The 16,092-nt window shown below is 66.3% G+C and carries 14 protein-coding genes; 9 read left to right on the top strand and 5 right to left on the bottom strand.

Features of this window, described 5'->3' with window-relative positions; genetic code table 11:
* The first annotated feature begins 62 nt into the window (after positions 1-62).
* The 5 genes from mgtA to AC5P65_RS10630 all read left to right on the top strand — a co-directional run bounded on the left by mgtA (position 63) and on the right by AC5P65_RS10630 (position 6,027).
* Entirely contained in the window at positions 63-2,822 is a 2,760-nt protein-coding gene (gene mgtA, locus AC5P65_RS10610; RefSeq protein WP_180832492.1) for a magnesium-translocating P-type ATPase, read from the top strand.
* Between the two features lie 30 nt (positions 2,823-2,852).
* The gene (locus AC5P65_RS10615) at positions 2,853-3,590 is read left to right on the top strand and encodes an MgtC/SapB family protein (protein WP_021202328.1); all 738 of its coding nucleotides are present in this window, start codon (positions 2,853-2,855) and stop codon (positions 3,588-3,590) included.
* A gap of 235 nt (positions 3,591-3,825) precedes the next feature.
* Positions 3,826-4,881, top strand: coding sequence for a sensor histidine kinase (locus AC5P65_RS10620; RefSeq protein ID WP_019659806.1), 1,056 nt, complete (start codon positions 3,826-3,828; stop codon positions 4,879-4,881).
* A complete protein-coding gene (locus AC5P65_RS10625) occupies positions 4,874-5,515 on the top strand; it encodes a response regulator transcription factor (protein ID WP_021202327.1) in 642 nt (213 codons plus the stop codon). The genes AC5P65_RS10620 and AC5P65_RS10625 overlap by 8 nt, the downstream gene beginning before the upstream one ends.
* Positions 5,512-6,027, top strand: coding sequence for a DUF1697 domain-containing protein (locus tag AC5P65_RS10630; RefSeq protein WP_021202326.1), 516 nt, complete (start codon positions 5,512-5,514; stop codon positions 6,025-6,027). Before AC5P65_RS10625 ends, AC5P65_RS10630 begins: the two co-directional genes overlap by 4 nt.
* Before the next feature lie 101 nt (positions 6,028-6,128).
* Here the strand turns inward: AC5P65_RS10630 and AC5P65_RS10635 are convergent, their stop codons facing one another.
* Together AC5P65_RS10635 and AC5P65_RS10640 are read right to left on the bottom strand one after the other, a co-directional pair.
* Positions 6,129-7,301, bottom strand: a complete 1,173-nt coding sequence (locus AC5P65_RS10635) for a low temperature requirement protein A (protein WP_171953039.1) — start codon at positions 7,299-7,301, stop codon at positions 6,129-6,131.
* 9 nt (positions 7,302-7,310) lie between these two features.
* Positions 7,311-7,577 (bottom strand): hypothetical protein, encoded by a 267-nt coding sequence (locus AC5P65_RS10640; protein ID WP_021202324.1) that lies wholly within the window; start codon positions 7,575-7,577, stop codon positions 7,311-7,313.
* Positions 7,578-7,780: 203 nt separating this feature from the next.
* Here AC5P65_RS10640 and blaL1 point away from each other — a divergent pair, with 203 nt between their 5' ends.
* Positions 7,781-8,650: a L1 family subclass B3 metallo-beta-lactamase gene (gene blaL1, locus AC5P65_RS10645; protein WP_021202323.1), complete on the top strand. Its 870-nt coding sequence runs from the start codon at positions 7,781-7,783 to the stop codon at positions 8,648-8,650.
* 116 nt (positions 8,651-8,766) lie between these two features.
* Here blaL1 and AC5P65_RS10650 read toward each other — a convergent pair whose 3' ends face one another.
* Positions 8,767-9,303 carry a DUF411 domain-containing protein gene (locus tag AC5P65_RS10650; RefSeq protein WP_495215565.1) on the bottom strand — a complete coding sequence of 179 codons (537 nt, stop codon included), beginning with the start codon at positions 9,301-9,303 and terminating at the stop codon, positions 8,767-8,769.
* 638 nt (positions 9,304-9,941) lie between these two features.
* Here AC5P65_RS10650 and AC5P65_RS10655 point away from each other — a divergent pair.
* A complete protein-coding gene (locus tag AC5P65_RS10655) occupies positions 9,942-10,958 on the top strand; it encodes a DUF4034 domain-containing protein (RefSeq protein WP_021202322.1) in 1,017 nt (338 codons plus the stop codon).
* Between the two features lie 18 nt (positions 10,959-10,976).
* Here AC5P65_RS10655 and AC5P65_RS10660 read toward each other — a convergent pair whose 3' ends face one another.
* The gene (locus tag AC5P65_RS10660; RefSeq protein ID WP_111098509.1) at positions 10,977-13,259 is read right to left on the bottom strand and encodes an FdhF/YdeP family oxidoreductase; all 2,283 of its coding nucleotides are present in this window, start codon (positions 13,257-13,259) and stop codon (positions 10,977-10,979) included.
* 244 nt (positions 13,260-13,503) lie between these two features.
* On the opposite strand from AC5P65_RS10660, the gene fdhD reads away from it, so the two are divergent.
* The gene (gene fdhD, locus AC5P65_RS10665; RefSeq protein ID WP_032962653.1) at positions 13,504-14,352 is read left to right on the top strand and encodes a formate dehydrogenase accessory sulfurtransferase FdhD; all 849 of its coding nucleotides are present in this window, start codon (positions 13,504-13,506) and stop codon (positions 14,350-14,352) included.
* Positions 14,353-14,391: 39 nt separating this feature from the next.
* Here the strand turns inward: fdhD and AC5P65_RS10670 are convergent, their stop codons facing one another.
* On the bottom strand, positions 14,392-14,928 hold the full coding sequence (locus AC5P65_RS10670) for a carboxymuconolactone decarboxylase family protein (protein ID WP_019659816.1): 537 nt from the start codon (positions 14,926-14,928) through the stop codon (positions 14,392-14,394).
* 106 nt (positions 14,929-15,034) lie between these two features.
* Between AC5P65_RS10670 and AC5P65_RS10675 the strand changes: the two genes are divergently transcribed.
* The gene (locus AC5P65_RS10675) at positions 15,035-15,931 is read left to right on the top strand and encodes an AraC family transcriptional regulator (protein ID WP_111101894.1); all 897 of its coding nucleotides are present in this window, start codon (positions 15,035-15,037) and stop codon (positions 15,929-15,931) included.
* Positions 15,932-16,092: the final 161 nt, after the last annotated feature.

The raw sequence follows: 16,092 nt of genomic DNA on the forward strand, positions 1-16,092 counted from the left end.
CTGCCTCACCCATTCCGTTCGTGTCCCGGCTGCGGCCGGCTCTGACATTCGAGGAGCGTCCCATGAGCCTGCTCAATGCCTGGTTCAACGCCTTCCTGCGCAGCCGTCGCGCAGGCAACCTGTTCCGCCGCCGCGCGATGCCCGAAGCCGGGTTTGGCCCGGGCAGCGCCGAAGCGGCGCCGTTCGCGCTCACCACCGGCCTGGTCACCCTTGCCCAGCAGGATGAAACCCAGCTGCTGACCACCTTGGAATCGCATGCCGATGGCCTCAGCCCGCATGAGGCCGAGGAGCGACTGGCCACGCTCGGCCCCAACGAGGTGGATCACGAGAAGCCGCTGCCGTGGTGGCGGCACCTTTGGCAGTGCTACCGCAATCCGTTCAACCTGCTGCTGACCGTGCTGGCGGCGGTGTCCTGGCTGACCGAGGACATCAAGGCCACCATGGTGATCGGTGCGATGGTGCTGCTGTCCACGCTGATCCGCTTCGTGCAGGAAGGTCGCTCGAACCGCGCCGCAGAGCGGCTGAAGGCATTGGTCGGCAATACCGCACGCGTGCTGCGCCGCAATCCGGGCACCGAGGCTGCGGATGTGGCCGACCAGTACTTCGGCGCGCACCTGCACAGCCGGCGCCCGGCGCGCCTGCTGGACCTGCCGATCCGCGAACTGGTGCCCGGTGACCACATCGTGCTGTCGGCCGGCGACATGATTCCGGCCGATTGCCGCGTGCTGACCGCCAAGGACCTGTTCGTGGCGCAGGCGGCGATGACCGGCGAATCGCTGCCGGTGGAAAAGTTCGCATACCCCGGCGATGGCCTGGCTGGCCTGCTGGAACAGCACAACCTGCTGTTCATGGGCACCAACGTGGTGTCCGGCACTGCCACCGCCGTTGTGCTGGCCACCGGCAACCGCACCTACTTCGGCACGCTGGCCCAGCGCAGCACCGCCACCGACCATGCGCCCACCGCGTTCCAGGCCGGCGTCAACAGTGTCAGCTGGCTGCTGATCCGCTTCGCGCTGGTGATGGTGCCGTTCGTGCTGCTGATCAACGGCTGGACCAAGGGCGACTGGACCGAGGCGTTCCTGTTCGCGCTGTCGGTGGCGGTGGGCCTGACGCCGGAAATGCTGCCGATGATCGTCACCTCCACCCTGGCCAAGGGTGCGGTGCTGCTGTCGCGGCGCAAGGTGATCGTCAAGCGCCTGGATGCCATCCAGAACTTCGGCGCGATGGAAGTGCTTTGCACCGACAAGACCGGCACCCTCACCCAGGACAGGATCGCGCTGGAGCGCCACACTGATGTGTTCGGCCACGATTCGGAAGACGTACTGAAGTTCGCTTACCTCAACAGCCACTTCCAGACCGGGCTGATCAACCTGCTGGATCGCGCGGTGCTGGAGCACGTGGAGCTGCAGAGTTCACTGCGGCTGTCGCAGGACTACCACAAGGTGGATGAGATCCCGTTCGACTTCGAGCGCCGCCGCATGTCGGTGGTGGTCTCCGAGCGCGAGGATCACCACGAGCTGATCTGCAAGGGAGCGGTGGAAGAAATGCTGGCGGTGTGCAGCACCGTGCGCGAGAACGGCCAGGACATGCCACTGGACGAGCACCGCCTGGCCCGCGTGCGGCAGACCACCGAGGAACTGAACGAACAGGGCCTGCGCGTGGTGGCGGTGGCGATGAAGGAGACCGCCGCAAGCCAGACCACCTATTCGCAGGCCGACGAATGTGGCCTGACCCTGGTCGGCTACGTCGCCTTCCTGGACCCGCCGAAGGAATCGGCAGCGCAGGCGCTGCAGGCGCTGGCCGCGCATGGCGTGGAGGTCAAGGTGTTCACCGGCGACAACGAACTGGTGACCGCCCGCGTCTGCGCGCAGGTGGGGCTGGACGCCGATACCATCCTGACCGGCCCGCAGATCGAGCGCATGGATGATGGCGCATTGTCACGGGCGCTGCACCACCACCGCGTGTTCGCGCGGCTGACGCCGCTGCACAAGGAACGGCTGGTACGCGAGCTGCGCGCCCAAGGCAAGGTGGTCGGCTTCCTCGGTGACGGCATCAACGATGCCCCGGCACTGCGTGCGGCCGATATCGGCATCAGCGTGGACAGTGCAGTGGACATCGCCAAGGAGGCGGCTGACATCATCCTGCTGGAAAAGAACCTGATGGTGCTGGAGGAAGGTGTCATCCAGGGCCGGCGCACGTTCAACAACATGCTGAAGTACATCCGCATGACCGCCAGCTCCAACTTCGGCAACGTGTTCTCGGTGCTGGTAGCCTCGGCCTTCCTGCCGTTCCTGCCGATGCTGCCGCTGCAGCTGCTGGTGCAGAACCTGCTGTACGACATCTCGCAGATCGCCATTCCGTTCGACAACGTGGACGAGGAACTGGTGCGCAAGCCGCTGAAGTGGAACCCGGCGGACATCGGCCGCTTCATGGTGTTCTTCGGGCCGATCAGCTCGATCTTCGACCTGACCTGCTTCGCGCTGATGTGGTACGTGTTCGATGCGCGCACCGCCGGCGACCAGAGCCTGTTCCAGTCCGGCTGGTTCGTGGTCGGCCTGCTGACCCAGACCCTGATCGTGCACATGATCCGTACGCCGAAGGTACCGTTCCTGCAGAGCATCGCCGCGCCGCCACTGCTGCTGATGACCGGCCTGATCATGGCCATCGGCGTGGCTCTGCCAATGAGCCCGTTGGCCGGTTACTTCAAGCTGCAGGCGCTGCCGGCTGGCTACTGGCCGTTCCTGGTGGCGATCCTGTTCGGCTATGCGGTGCTGACCACCGCGCTGAAGAAGTTCTACATCCGCCGGTACGGCTGGCAGTAAACGCCCGCCGCTTGTCCAGGGAGAAACACAATGGACATCAATCCCAACCTGCCGGCCTTCAACGCCGGCGCGACCTTGAGCTCGCTGATCAGCCTGTCGGTGGCGTTCGTGCTGGGCACGGTCATCGGCCTGGAGCGGCAGCTGCGCCAGCGCACCGCAGGCCTGCGCACCAACACGCTGGTGGCGGTGGGCGCGGCAGTCTTCGTCGATCTGGCGGTGCGCTTCCATGACCTGTACGGTGGTCCACCCTCGCCGCTGCATGTGGTGGCCTATGTGATCTCCGGCGTCGGCTTCCTCGGCGCCGGTGCGATCATGAAGGACGGCGCCCAGGTGTCCGGCCTGAACACCGCCGCCACCCTGTGGGGCTCGGCGGCGGTGGGTGCGTGTGCCGGAATCAAGCTGCTGCCCGAAGCGGTGCTGGCGGCAGTGTTCGTTCTGGCCGCCAACACCCTGCTGCGGCCGGTGGTGAACCGCATCCAGCGGCAGCCGCTGCCGGAAGCGTTCAGCGAGGCGACCTATGCGATCAACGTGGTCTGCCAGCGCGAGCAGCAGGCCGAGGTACTGGACCGGCTGTTGCTGCTGCTTGAGCAGGCGCAGTATCCGGTGCGCGCGGTGGACCAGCGGCCATTCGGCGAGCGTGACGTGGAGATCGAAGCGGTGCTGTATGCCACCACGGTGGATGCCGGTGAGCTCGATGCCGTGCTGGCCACCCTGGCGACCACGCCCGGTGTGCTGCAGGGCTTCTGGAACGCCAGCCTTGAGGAGTAGTGCCGGCCGCCGGCCGGCAACCCCATGATCCCCGGACGCACCGTGCATCGCTTTGGTGGGCGCCGACCGTTGGTCGGCACAAACCCTCATCGCCCCCGCCATTCACTTGCTGTGCCGACCAACGGTCGGCACCTACCAGGAGTCGGCACCCACCGCACGAGAGCACGCCGACCAAGGTCGGCATCCAACGGTGATGGCTTTGCTATCCTTTTCCCCCACGCAAGGGAGCTCCCCGATGCCATCGCTGTCGCCCCGCCGCCCGCTGGTGCTGCTGGCCCTGATCGTCGTGATGGCGGCGATCTTCCTGATCGACACCGTCACCGATTATGCGGTTGCCGCGGCCTGCTTCTATGCAGCGGTCATCCTTGCGGCGTCGCGCGTGCTGGGCGCGCGCGGGCTGATCACCCTGGCCATCGCCTGCATCGCGCTGACCGGGTTGAGCTTCTTCCTGACCCGCTTCGGCACCTACCGCATCGGCCTGGTCAACTCGGTGATCGGCATGCTGGTGATCGGCATCACCACCTATCTCGCTCTGAACATGGAAGCGGCCAAGGCCGCAGTGCAGGAAGCGCAGGGCCGCCTGCTGCGGGTGGCACGCGCGTCCACCGTAGGCGAGCTCACCACCTCCATCGCCCATGAAGTCAACCAGCCACTGGCCGCAATCGCCAGCAGCGCCGAAGCCTGCCAGCGCTGGCTGGCGCAGGACCCGCCGAACGTGGACAAGGCCCGGCAGACCGTGGCCCGCATCCTCGCCGACGCGCACCGCGCCGGTGACGTGATCGCCCGCATCCGCGGCCTGACCCAGGGCGCGGCACCGGAACGACGCGCCTTCGACCTGAACCAGGCGGTGGAGGAAATGCTGGCGCTGTCGCGCAGCGAACTGAACCGGCATGGCGTGGCCGTAGCCCTGCTGCTGGACCCCGACCTGCCACAGGTACACGCCGACCGCGTGCAGGTGCAGCAGGTGATCGGCAACCTGATCCTCAATGCAGTGGATGCAATGGAAGCCATACCCGCAGGCGACCGCCGTCTGTCGCTGCTGACCCGGCGCGACGGCCAGCGTGTCAGCCTCAGCGTACGCGACCGTGGCGTCGGCCTGCCCGCCGACCATCCCGAACGCGTCTTCGATGCGTTCTGGACCACCAAGTCACACGGGCTGGGCCTGGGCCTCAGCTTGAGCCGTTCGATGATCGAAGCCAACGACGGCCAGATCCGCGCCGAACGGCCGGCAGGCGGCGGTGCCTGCTTCGTGTTCGACCTGCCCATCGTCACGGATGCCCAACATGCGTAGGCCCGCTACCCCTGCCGTCGATCCGGCACCCATCGTGTATGTGGTCGACGACGATCCGTCGGTGCGCGCGGCGCTGGAAGACCTGCTGGCATCGATGGGCTTGCGGGTGCACGCCTTTGCATCCACCCAGGCGTTCCTTGAACACGACCTGGTAGACGCACCGGCCTGCCTGGTGCTGGACGTGCGCATGCCCGGCCAGAGCGGCCTGGAATTCCACCGCACGATGGGCAACCATGGGTTGCGGCTGCCGGTGGTGTTCATCACCGGCCACGGCGACATCGCCATGGGTGTCAACGCAATCAAGGACGGCGCCATCGAGTTCCTGACCAAGCCCTTCCGTGACCAGGAGCTGCTCGATGCCATCCACAGGGGCATCGAGATCGACCGCCAGCGCCGCCGCGACGGCGACGTGCTGGGCGCCCTGCAGCAGCGCTGGGATTCATTGAGCGCGGGCGAGCGCGAGGTGGTCGATGGCGTGGTGCGCGGCCGCCTCAACAAGCAGATCGCCGCTGACCTCGGGGTCAGCGAGATCACGGTCAAGGTGCGCCGTGCGCAGGTGATGCGCAAGATGGGCGCACGCACCCTGGTTGACCTGGTACGCATGTACGACCGCCTGCAGGCGGGGACGCCATGAACGCCTACGTCGCCTTGCTGCGCGCGGTCAACGTCGGCGGCACCGGCAAGCTCCCTATGCGCGAACTGGTGGCGATGTGCGAGGACGCAGGCTTCGCCGATGTCCGCACCTACATCGCCAGCGGCAACGTGGTGTTCCGCAGCTCGCTCGACGAGGCGGGCGTGCGCCAGGCCCTCGGCGAGCGGCTCAAGGTCTATGCTGGCAAGCCGGTGGGCGTGCTGGTGCGCTCGGCCAACGAGATCGCCGGCGTGGTGGCGCGCAATCCATTTCCGCAGGCGGCCGGCAATCGTGTGGTCGCCCTGTTCCTCGACGGCAGCCTGCCCGCCGATCCGCTCGACGGCGTGACCGGCCGGCGTGACGAACAGCTCGCACTCGGCACGCGCGAGATCTTCGTTCATTACGGTGCTGGCATGGCCGACTCGCGCCTGCGGATGCCCTATGCCCAGCAAGGCACTGCCCGCAACATGAACACGGTGGGCAAGCTTGCCGCGATGGTCGCCGCGTTGGCCTAGCCTGCCAGCATTTCTTGTGCAGCGGTGCTGAAGTCGAGTGTCAGTTGACTGCTCGGCGCTTGCGCTCGATGGCGGCTGGAGCGCTTTGCTGACGCAACGGATCACGCCCGCTGCAGGCGACGCTTCAACCGCGTATCCATCAACCCCACGGCCAGCAGCACCGCACTGGTCAGCCAACCGGCGGCCAGCAGATGGCTGTGCGGCAAGACCACGCCCAACACGACCAGCGCCATGGCACCGAACAGATGCGAATACGGGGCGCGCCCGTACACAACGCGCTTGTAGAGGGCGCTGCCAAGCAGGTAGATCAACGGCCCGGCGGCCAGCACCGCTGCATACACCGGCGTCACCGCCGCTTCCGGGTGATCCATCACCAGGTCGTTGCCCACCGCGGTGGCGATGATGCCGGCGATCAGCAATGCATGCACATAATGGAAGTTGGCCCCCATCCGTCCGGGGTCTTCCGCGTGGGTGATGGCCTCTGTGGCATCGTGGCTGGAGATGCCGAAGTACAGCCACCACATGGCAATCGTGCCGGCGAAGGTGGCCAGCACCGCCGATACCACTTCAAGGTCCCAGTGCTCGACGTCGCTGAGCACACCCCCGGTGGCCAGCAACGTCTCACCCAGTGCGACGATGACGAACAGCTGGCAGCGTTCGGCCAGGTGCCCCCCCTCAATGGTCCAGTCGCGAGTGTGCGAACGACCCATGCCCGGGAACGCGAAGCCAAACATCGGCGAGATGTATTCGCAGGCCACCGCCATCGCCCACAGTGCCAGCCGCAGGTGGCCCTCGGCCGCCGCGCCGGCCAGCCAGAAGCAGGCCGACACGCTGACCCAGGCCAGCATGCGGCGGAAGTTCGGAGCCAACGGATGGTTGCGGCCGACCTCCAGCAACACGAACGCGGTGCGTCCGACCTGCATCGTGGCGTACGCCCCGGCGAAGATCCACGCACGATCGGCGAATGCCTCGGGAATGGACGAGGACATCAACAACGCCAGCAGCATGGTGGCGAACATCAGGCCCCGGATGCGCGGCGCCTCCGGGTCGAACCAGTTGCTGACCCAGCACGCGTATTGCCAGCCGAGCCAGACCGCGAACCACAGCACCAGGGTCTGCAGCACGCCGGCCAGGTCCAGGTGATGCAGCAGATGGTGGCTGAGCTGGGTGACCGCGAACACGTAGACCAGGTCGAAGAACAGTTCTTCGTAGGTCACGCGGGCATGATGGCCATCGCGGTGGCGCAGCGCGGGCAGGCGCAGTCGGGTACTCATGCAACTCCTTCAGCGCGCCAGGCGCCAGTACAGGAAACCGGCCAGCAGCGACGGCACGGCGAACACCAGCAGCAGGATCGGCAGCTCTTCGCGTACTGCGTAACCGGCCCTGCTGACCCCCACCCACATGTTGGCCACGGCCACCAGAAGCCAGGTGGCGATGAAGGCGATCAGCGCCGTGGGCAGCTGCGAGGTGCCCACGCTCCAGAGGCGGCCAAACAGCAGGAACACCCCTAGCAGGAGCACGCCACCCAGCATCACCATGAGCACATGCATGGTCCACCTCCTTGAGACTGAAAGCAGGCTAGCCCCGGCCGATTCTGCGCTCCAGCCTGTGGAGATGGATTCACAATCCACAGCAAGCGAACAATCCCTGCATCGACTGCGGCGGAGCTTATCGCAGCCATGAATTATTCGCGAAACGGCCCGCCCAGGGTACGTGCTAGCTTCATCGGCCCCAGTCCAGACACCTTTCTGCCATGCGCCTCTGCCTGACTACCCTCGCCCTGGCTGCCACGCTTGCCTTTGATGTCACTGCCGCCGACGAACCGCTGCCCCAGCTCCGGGCCTACACGGTGGACAGTTCATGGCTGCAGCCGATGGCACCGCTGCAGATTGCCGACCACACCTGGCAGATCGGCACCGAGGACCTGACCGCGCTACTGGTGCAGACCGCCGACGGTGCGGTGCTGCTTGACGGCGGCATGCCGCAGATGGCCGGTCACCTGCTGGACAACATGAAGCTGCGCGGCGTGGCCCCGCAGGACCTGCGATTGGTCCTGCTCAGCCATGCGCACGCCGACCACGCCGGCCCGGTCGCCGAGCTCAAGCGTCGCACCGGCGCGCATGTGGCGGCCAATGCAGAAACGGCGGTGCTGCTGGCGCGCGGTGGCAGCAACGACCTGCACTTTGGCGACAGCATCACCTTTCCGCCGGTCAGCACCGACCGCATCATCATGGATGGCGAGGTGGTCAACGTGGGCGGCATCGCGTTCACCGCGCACTTCATGCCGGGACACACCCCGGGCAGCACTGCCTGGACCTGGACCGATACCCGCGATGGCAAGCCGGTGCGCATCGCCTATGCCGACAGCCTGAGCGCGCCGGGCTACCAGCTCCAGGGCAACGCCCGCTATCCCCGCCTGGTCCAGGACTACCGACGTAGCTTCGCCATGGTGCGCGGCCTGCCCTGCGACCTGTTGCTGACTCCGCATCCGGGCGCCAGCAACTGGAACTATGCTGCTGGCAGCAACGCCAGCGAGAAGGTACTGAGCTGCAAAGCCTACGCGGATGCGGCCGAGAAGAAGTTCGACGCCCAGTTGGCCAAGGAAACGGCCACGGCACGCTGATCCTGTAGAGCCGAGCCCATGCTCGGCTTGCCGGCCAAACACAGCCGAGCATAGGCTCGGCTCTACACAAGACGCGTCGGAGAGTGCCGGTCAGGACGACCGGCACCCTCCGTCCATCAGCCGCCCTGACCGTGCTGGGCAAACGGCTCGGTGCTGCCGTCGGTGCGCACCAGCTCGACGGTGTACGGCTGCACGTAGCCGTCCGGCATTTCCATGCCCGGCGAACCGGCTGGCATGCCGGGCAGCACCAGCCCGCGCGCGGCCGGGCGTTCGGCCAGTAGGCGCTTGATGTCCTCGGCCGGGATGTGACCCTCGACCACGTAACCGCCGATCTCGGCGGTATGGCAGGAGGCCTTGCCGACCGGCACGCCCAGGCGGACCTTGATTGGATTCATGTCATCGGTGTCGCGCACATCGACCTGGAAGCCGGCGGCCTTCAGGTGGTCGACCCAGATGCCGCAGCAACCGCAGCTGGCGGTCTTGTGCACGATGGCGACCGGCAAGGCTGGATCGATCTTGGCCGGGCTGGCCTGGGCCGGTGCCGGTGCTTCGCTGGCGACCGGTGCCGCGGAGGATTCTTCGGCGGCACGAGCGCAAGCGGTCGTGGCCAGCACGGTGCCCAGCAGCAGGCCGACGGAAAGAGTACGGTTCATTGAGTGATTCCTTTGCAGAGGCGGGCAAAGCGGCCCGCCACCCACGCATTGAAGGCGCAGGTAGCGTTGAGAGAAAGTCGAACAGTCATGGCAGGCGCTTGAGGCCTGCAGGAATTCACGCGATGGGGGGACGCAACGGATCCGGCATCAACGGGGGCGCGCGTTGCTGGCTACTGGCTGGAGCGGGCGCCTCGCGCCAAAGGGAGGCTGGTGTCCCGTTCAGCGTTGCCAACATGCCCAAGCACGCCGGCGGGCATTCGCACTGGCCACTCTGGCAAGCCGCCGGACCTGCATCATCGCAACACCCCGCCGAAGCTATCCCGGCCGAGTGCGGTGCCACGCAATGGTCCTGGCTGGCCGGACCGCTGTAGGAAGACGCGGCGAGCGCCAGCGCCGGTGCATTCAGCACCAGGGCAACAAGCAGCATCCATCGCAGCAGCAGGCCAGGCAGGTTCACCCGCCGATGATAGCCGATGCACAACTGCACAGCATGGGGTGGCAGCGCCCAGGCCCGCCTGGCAGCCACGCTGCCGACTTGCGCGACGGCCCCTGCTATGGCGAGATGGCGATCGTGGCCCACTGCCTTGCCATGCCCCTGTCCCTGTCCCTGACACGGAGTTTCTCCCATGAATGGATTCATGCGAACACTGCTTGTGATGCTGTTGTTGTCGTGCGCGACCATCGCCCACGCCGGTGCATCCGGTGAAGATGAAGCAAGCGAACGCGCCGAAGTCTCCCGGCAGGCAAAGCAACTGCTGGAGAAGCAGGATTTCGCCAGACTGGAGCAACTCGCCAGTCGTTACCGGGATACGGATCGCTACTTCAGCAGCGGTGTCTGGAAGCTCTCGGCGTACTACGTTGGCATCGGCTATGCCTTCAGCATGAGCAACCGTGACCCGGCCTACTGGCAGGGTCGCGAGAAACTCGTGCAGGCATGGATCTCGCGCTACCCCAGGTCGCCGTCGGCGCGCCTGGCCATGGCTGAGATGCTCAGCCGCCAAGGCTGGAGCATCCGCGGCCCCGGCTATGCAAATACGGTGAAGGAAGAGGACTGGGCACCGTTCAAGGCGCTGCAGCAGCAGGCCGTTGACTACCTGCTGAAGTACAAGGACATCGCCAGCACGGACCCGTACTGGTACGAGTCGATGGAACACCGGGCGATCGAACAGAGTTGGGATGCAGACCGCTTCTTCGCATTGCATGACGAAGGCATCGCGCGCTATCCGGGCTACTTCCCGCTCTACTTTGCTGCCGTGCGCTATTTCGCTCCGAAGTGGGGCGGCGATCCGGCTGGCCTGGAAGCCTATGCACGCAGGGTCATGGCTGCGGCCCCACCGCAGGACCAATACATGCTGTACGCCCGTATCTACTGGGTCGCCTCGCAGCGGGAGTACGAGGACCGTTTGTTCACCGAGTCGAAAGTGAACTGGCCGACCATGAAACGCGGCTTCGAAGACGTGCTGTCACGTTATCCCTCGCCATGGAACCTGCAATCATTCGCCTACTTCGCCTGCCAGGCCAATGATCCCGTCAAGGCCCGTGAACTGCTGGCACAGATCCAGGAACCGATCGTGGGCGCCTGGCGGGATAGCGCCAACTATTTCCGTTGCTCCTTTGCGCTGGATGAACCCAATCCACATGCCGGAAGCCCATAGGACTGGATTGATCCACTGCTAGGTGACCGCCGGCATCGCCCGCATCCGCACCGGGATCGACTTGGCTGCGGGGGTGCCGCTGATCCGGTCGTGGTAATCCAGCGGCAGCAACGGGTTCAGTTCGGGGTAGTAGCCGGCCAGCGCGCCGCGCGGCATCGGGTAATCGAGCACGGTCAAGCCTTCGATGCGTCGCTGCACGCCATCACTGCTGATCGTCTCCAGGCTGACCAGCGCCTCCTTCCGCAGCCCGCGCGCCAGCCGGTCCTCGATGTTCATGAACAGCACCATGCGATCGTTGTACACGCCGCGATAGCGATCGTTGTAGCTGTAGATGGTGGTGTTGTACTGATCGTGCGAGCGTACGGTGGCCAGCCGCAGCATGTCGGGGTCGTGAACCGGATCATCCACGTCCAGGCCAGGCATCACCAGGATGTTGGCCTTGCCATTGGGCGTGGGCCAGACGCGGCGACGCGGCGGGATATCCAGATGGAAGCCGTGCGGCTGCTGGATGCGCTGGTTGAAGCCGGTGTAGATCTCCGGGTACACGGCCGCGATCAACTCACGGATGTGTGCGTAGTCGTGCATGCAGCCTGCCCAGTCGACCCTGCTGCGTGGCAGCGTGGCCATCGCCATGCGACAGACGATCTCGACCTCGGGCAACACATCGGGGCTGACCGGCTCGAGTACGCCCCGCGAGGCGGTCACATTGGACATCGCGTCTTCAATGGTGATGAACTGCTCGCCGGCCGGCGTGACGATGCGCTCCGAGCGCGCCACCACCGGCAGGATCAGCGCATCGCGGCCATGAACAAGATGCCCACGGTTGAGCTTGGTAGCGATGCCCACGGTCAGGTCCAGGCCGCGCATTGCCTCGTACGCGCGCGGTGTATCAGGCACCGCATGAATGAAGTTGCCACCCAGGCCGATGAACACCTTGGCACTGCCATCCAGCATCGCCTCGATCGACTCGACCACGTGATGGCCATGCTCGCGCGGCGGGTCGAAGCCGAATACCTGCTGCACGCGGTCCAGGTAGGCCGGCTTCGGCTTTTCATCGATGCCGACAGTGCGGTCGCCCTGCACATTGGAATGGCCCCGGATCGGCCCGATGCCAGCACCGGGCTTGCCGAAGTTGCCACGCAGCAACAGCAGGTTGGCGACCTGCTGCAGCAGGCGCGAGCCGTACTGGTGCTGGGTCAGCCCCATGCCGTAGCAGATCACGGTGGCATTGGAGCGGATGTAGATCTCCGCACAGCGACGGATCTGCGCCTGCGAAATGCCGGACACCTGCACGATCTGATCCCAGTCCTGCGCCATCACGTCGTCGCGCAGCGGCTCCAGGCCCACCGTGTGCTCTGACAGGAAATCGTGGTCGAGCACGCGCTCGCCCTGCGCCTCGCGCTCGAACATCACCTTCATCATGCCCTTGATCAGGGCCAGGTCGCCGCCGATGCGGATGTGCACGAACTCGCTGCTGATCTCTGTCGAACCGAACGTGGCCATCTGCACCACGTCCTGCGGCTCTGCGAAGCGGATCAGCGCGCGCTCGGGCATCGGGTTGACCGCCACGATCGGAATGCCGCGTTTGCGTGCCTCCACCAGGTTGCTCATCATCCGCGGCGAATTGGTGCCGGTGTTCTGGCCAATCACGAAGATGGCCTCGGCGTGATCGAAATCCTGCAGCACGATGGTGCCCTTGCCCACCCCGATGGCCGGCGGCAGCCCGCGGCTGGTCGGCTCGTGGCACATGTTCGAGCAGTCCGGGAAATTATTGGTGCCGAACTCGCGCACGAAGATCGAATACAGGAACGCCGCTTCGTTGGGCGTGCGCCCGGAGGTGTAGAACTCGGCCTGGTGAGGACTGTCCAGTGCCCGCAGGTGACGGCCGATCAGTGCGAAGGCATCGTCCCAGCTGCACGGCACATAGTGATCGGTCGCAGCGTCGTAGCGCATCGGCTCTGTCAGCCGCCCCTGCATCTCCAGCCAGTAGTCGGTCTGCGCCATCAGCTCGGTCACGGTGTGCCGGGCGAACAGCTCACGACCGGCACGGAACTGCGTGGCTTCCCAGGCCAGTGCCTTCGCGCCGTTCTCGCAGAACTCCAGCTTCCTGCGTTCGTCGGCATCGGGGAATGCACAGCTGGGGCACTTGAAGCCACCGGGCTGGTTCATCGCCAGCAGCGCCTTCGACCCCTTGCCGATGACACTCTGCTGCAGCAGCACCTTGGCCGTGGCACCAGCGGCACCCCAGCCTCCGGCCGGCTGGTTGTAGGGCTTGTAGCGCGGTGGTTTCTGCTCGGACATGTTCGGGAACCTGGCGGAAGGAACGCAACAACGAACGGCACAACGCGGTCCGGCGGTGCATTCAGTGGCACGACCAGCCGCACAGTCAAGCACGGCCCGCGGCGCTTCGCCAGAGGGCACAGGCTGTTTTCAGCACAACCTGCCATGGCAACGGTTACAGCCGCGTCTGCGCGCGACCACTGCGCTATCCTCGAAACCGCAGGCGGTGGCCCGCCCGCGTTTCTCCCTTGTCCGGACGCGCTGCATGCCTGATTCGATCCCGCCGCACACCCCGCCTGCCGGCACCGCCCAACGCCCGTTGCAGCGCTGGCGCGGCGGCACGCAACAGCAGCAGGTCGACGTGGTGGCCGAGGAAGTGCCGGTGGCGCTGCGCTACAACGATGCCGCCTTTGCCGTGATGATGGCCACACCCTGTGATCTGGAGGACTTCGCACTCGGATTTTCGCTCAGCGAAGGCCTGATCAGTGCGCCCTCGCAGCTGCTGTCGATCGATATCCACCCACAGCTGGAAGGCATCGAGCTGCAGATGACCGTGGACGAGGCTGCGCCCGGCGCAAACCTCGACCCCGACAAGGGGCGCCTGCTGCCCGGCCGTGGTGGCTGTGGCCTGTGCGGCACGCGCCAGCTGGAAGAAGTGCTGCGCCCACTGCCGCAGATCCGCGAGCGCCGCAGCTATTCCGCCACCGCCCTGCAGCGGGCGTTGGCCAGCCTGGCGCAGCACCAGCCGATGAATGCGGCAAGCGGCTCGATCCACGCCGCGGCCTGGGCCGACGCCAGTGGGCGCATCGGCTGGGTACGCGAGGACGTGGGCCGCCACAATGCACTGGACAAGCTGATCGGTGCCCTGCACCACAATGAACACGCCATCGAAGGCGGCCTGCTGGTGATTTCCAGCCGGGCCAGCTACGAGATGGTCAGCAAGGCAGTGCGCGCCGGCGCCAGCGTGCTGGCGGCGGTGTCCGCGCCGACCGCGCTGGCGATCGATCTGGCCCGCAGCGCCGGCCTGTGCCTGGTCGGGTTCGCGCGGGAAAGCGGGTTCAATGTGTATACCCATCCGGAGCGGCTGCAGGCGCACGACGGCCACGCCCGCTGAGGATGGCCGGGAGCACTGCGTCCCCCGGCCCGGTACACCTCAGCGCAGCGCGACCTTCGGGAAGTCCACCGGCACGTCGAACGCCACGTTGACGTAGTTGGTGAACAGGTTGAGCGCCACATGCGCGAGGATCTCGACGACCTGCTCATCATCGAAGCCAGCCGCGCGCAGCGCCTGCACGTCGCCGTCGGCGATCTGCGCACGCTGCTCGACCACCTTCAACGCGAAGTCGAGCGCCGCCGCAGTGGCCGGGTCGCTGGACTGGCCGATCTGCGCGGCAGCCATCTGCTCGCTGCTGGCGCCGGCCTTGCGGCCCAATGCCGTGTGCGCGGCCAGGCAGTACTCGCAGGCGTTGCGGTTGGCGATGGCCACGGCGATCTGCTCGCCCAGCAGCGGCGACAGGCGACCGCCGCCCAGCGCGCCGAACGAACCCCACATGCTCTGCAGGGCAGCCGGCGAGTTGGCCACGGCGCGGAACATGGCCGGGGTGGCGCCGAAGGCAGCGTGGACCTGGCCCAGCAGGGCCTGGCGGTCGGCGGTGGTGTTGGCGGCATCGATCAGGGGGACACGGGACATGGTGGATCTCCTTGGGAAAGCGCCCGGGATTGGACGACCCGCTCATCCTAGGTAGACTCCCTGGACGCAACATCCTCAATGCGCCACATATGTTGTCCATACGTCCATGAGCATGCGCGCCGCCACCCCTGCGCCAGATCGACTCTCCTCCCTGCTGGAACGCTTCCGGGTGCAGGCGGCCCTGTTCCACAGTGGCCCGCTGTGCGGGCAGCATGTCTTCGAGCCGCAGCCCGGTCGTGCGTTCCTGCACATCCTGCGCCAGGGTGAGATGGAAGTCCGTCATCCTGGGGGCGATAGCACGCTGCCCCGGTTGAAGATCGATACACCCAGCCTCCTGCTGTATCCGCAGCCGCTACACCATGTGTTCTTCAACGCTCCGCTGGACGGCCCGGATTTCACCTGTGCCACGCTGGATTTCGATGGTGGCGCGCGCAATCCGATCGTGCAGTCGCTGCCACCGGTGATGGTGGTGCCGCTGGCCGCGATCACCGAACTGGATGACACCCTGCAGCTGCTGTTCGCCGAGGCCGATCGCCAGCGCTGCGGTTCACGGCTGCTGACCAATCGCCTGTTCGAGGTGGCGCTGATCCAGATCCTGCGCTGGGTGGTCGACCACCCGGATGCAGCCGGCGTCAGCCACGGGTTGATGCGGGGGCTGTCCGATGCGCGGCTGGCACGCGCGCTGGTGGCGATGCACCAGGCACCGCAGGACGAATGGACGCTGCCGCGCATGGCCGCGACCGCCGGCATGTCGCGCAGCGCGTTCGCGGCCGTGTTCAAGGACGTGATGCAGGCAACGCCAGCCAGCTACCTGCTGGACTGGCGGCTGAGCCTGGCCTGCGCGCAGCTGCGGGCAGGCGTGGCGGTCAAGCAGGTGGCGATCGAGGTGGGGTTTGCCGATACCGCCTCGCTGTCGAAGGCGTTCCGCAAGCGATTGGGGGTATCGCCGAGGGCGTGGCTGGCCGCGAGCGCCGCGCAGGCTGGGCAGACGCGCGAGCGGTAGAGTCGACTGTCAGTCGACTAGCGCGCGAAGCGCGGGGTTTTCGTTGTCTGACCGAAGGGCAGTCGACTGACAGTCGACTCTACCGAAGCGCATTTTCGTGGCCTGACCGAAGGGCAGCCGACCAGCGGTCGGCTCTACCACGGGCGATGTCTGCGCGCCGG

It is taken from the genome of Stenotrophomonas sp. YJH_SMC_48-3 (genome assembly GCF_059369375.1).

Excerpts from the sequence above, each read along its gene's own strand:
- mgtA (WP_180832492.1), top strand. The coding sequence starts at position 63 with ATGAGCCTGCTCAATGCCTGGTTCAACGCCTTCCTGCGCAGCCGTCGC.
- AC5P65_RS10615 (WP_021202328.1), top strand. The coding sequence starts at position 2,853 with ATGGACATCAATCCCAACCTGCCGGCCTTCAACGCCGGCGCGACCTTG.
- AC5P65_RS10620 (WP_019659806.1), top strand. The coding sequence starts at position 3,826 with ATGCCATCGCTGTCGCCCCGCCGCCCGCTGGTGCTGCTGGCCCTGATC.
- AC5P65_RS10625 (WP_021202327.1), top strand. The coding sequence starts at position 4,874 with ATGCGTAGGCCCGCTACCCCTGCCGTCGATCCGGCACCCATCGTGTAT.
- AC5P65_RS10630 (WP_021202326.1), top strand. The coding sequence starts at position 5,512 with ATGAACGCCTACGTCGCCTTGCTGCGCGCGGTCAACGTCGGCGGCACC.
- AC5P65_RS10635 (WP_171953039.1), bottom strand. The coding sequence starts at position 7,301 with ATGAGTACCCGACTGCGCCTGCCCGCGCTGCGCCACCGCGATGGCCAT.
- AC5P65_RS10640 (WP_021202324.1), bottom strand. The coding sequence starts at position 7,577 with ATGCATGTGCTCATGGTGATGCTGGGTGGCGTGCTCCTGCTAGGGGTG.
- blaL1 (WP_021202323.1), top strand. The coding sequence starts at position 7,781 with ATGCGCCTCTGCCTGACTACCCTCGCCCTGGCTGCCACGCTTGCCTTT.
- AC5P65_RS10650 (WP_495215565.1), bottom strand. The coding sequence starts at position 9,303 with ATGAACCGTACTCTTTCCGTCGGCCTGCTGCTGGGCACCGTGCTGGCC.
- AC5P65_RS10655 (WP_021202322.1), top strand. The coding sequence starts at position 9,942 with ATGCGAACACTGCTTGTGATGCTGTTGTTGTCGTGCGCGACCATCGCC.
- AC5P65_RS10660 (WP_111098509.1), bottom strand. The coding sequence starts at position 13,259 with ATGTCCGAGCAGAAACCACCGCGCTACAAGCCCTACAACCAGCCGGCC.
- fdhD (WP_032962653.1), top strand. The coding sequence starts at position 13,504 with ATGCCTGATTCGATCCCGCCGCACACCCCGCCTGCCGGCACCGCCCAA.
- AC5P65_RS10670 (WP_019659816.1), bottom strand. The coding sequence starts at position 14,928 with ATGTCCCGTGTCCCCCTGATCGATGCCGCCAACACCACCGCCGACCGC.
- AC5P65_RS10675 (WP_111101894.1), top strand. The coding sequence starts at position 15,035 with ATGAGCATGCGCGCCGCCACCCCTGCGCCAGATCGACTCTCCTCCCTG.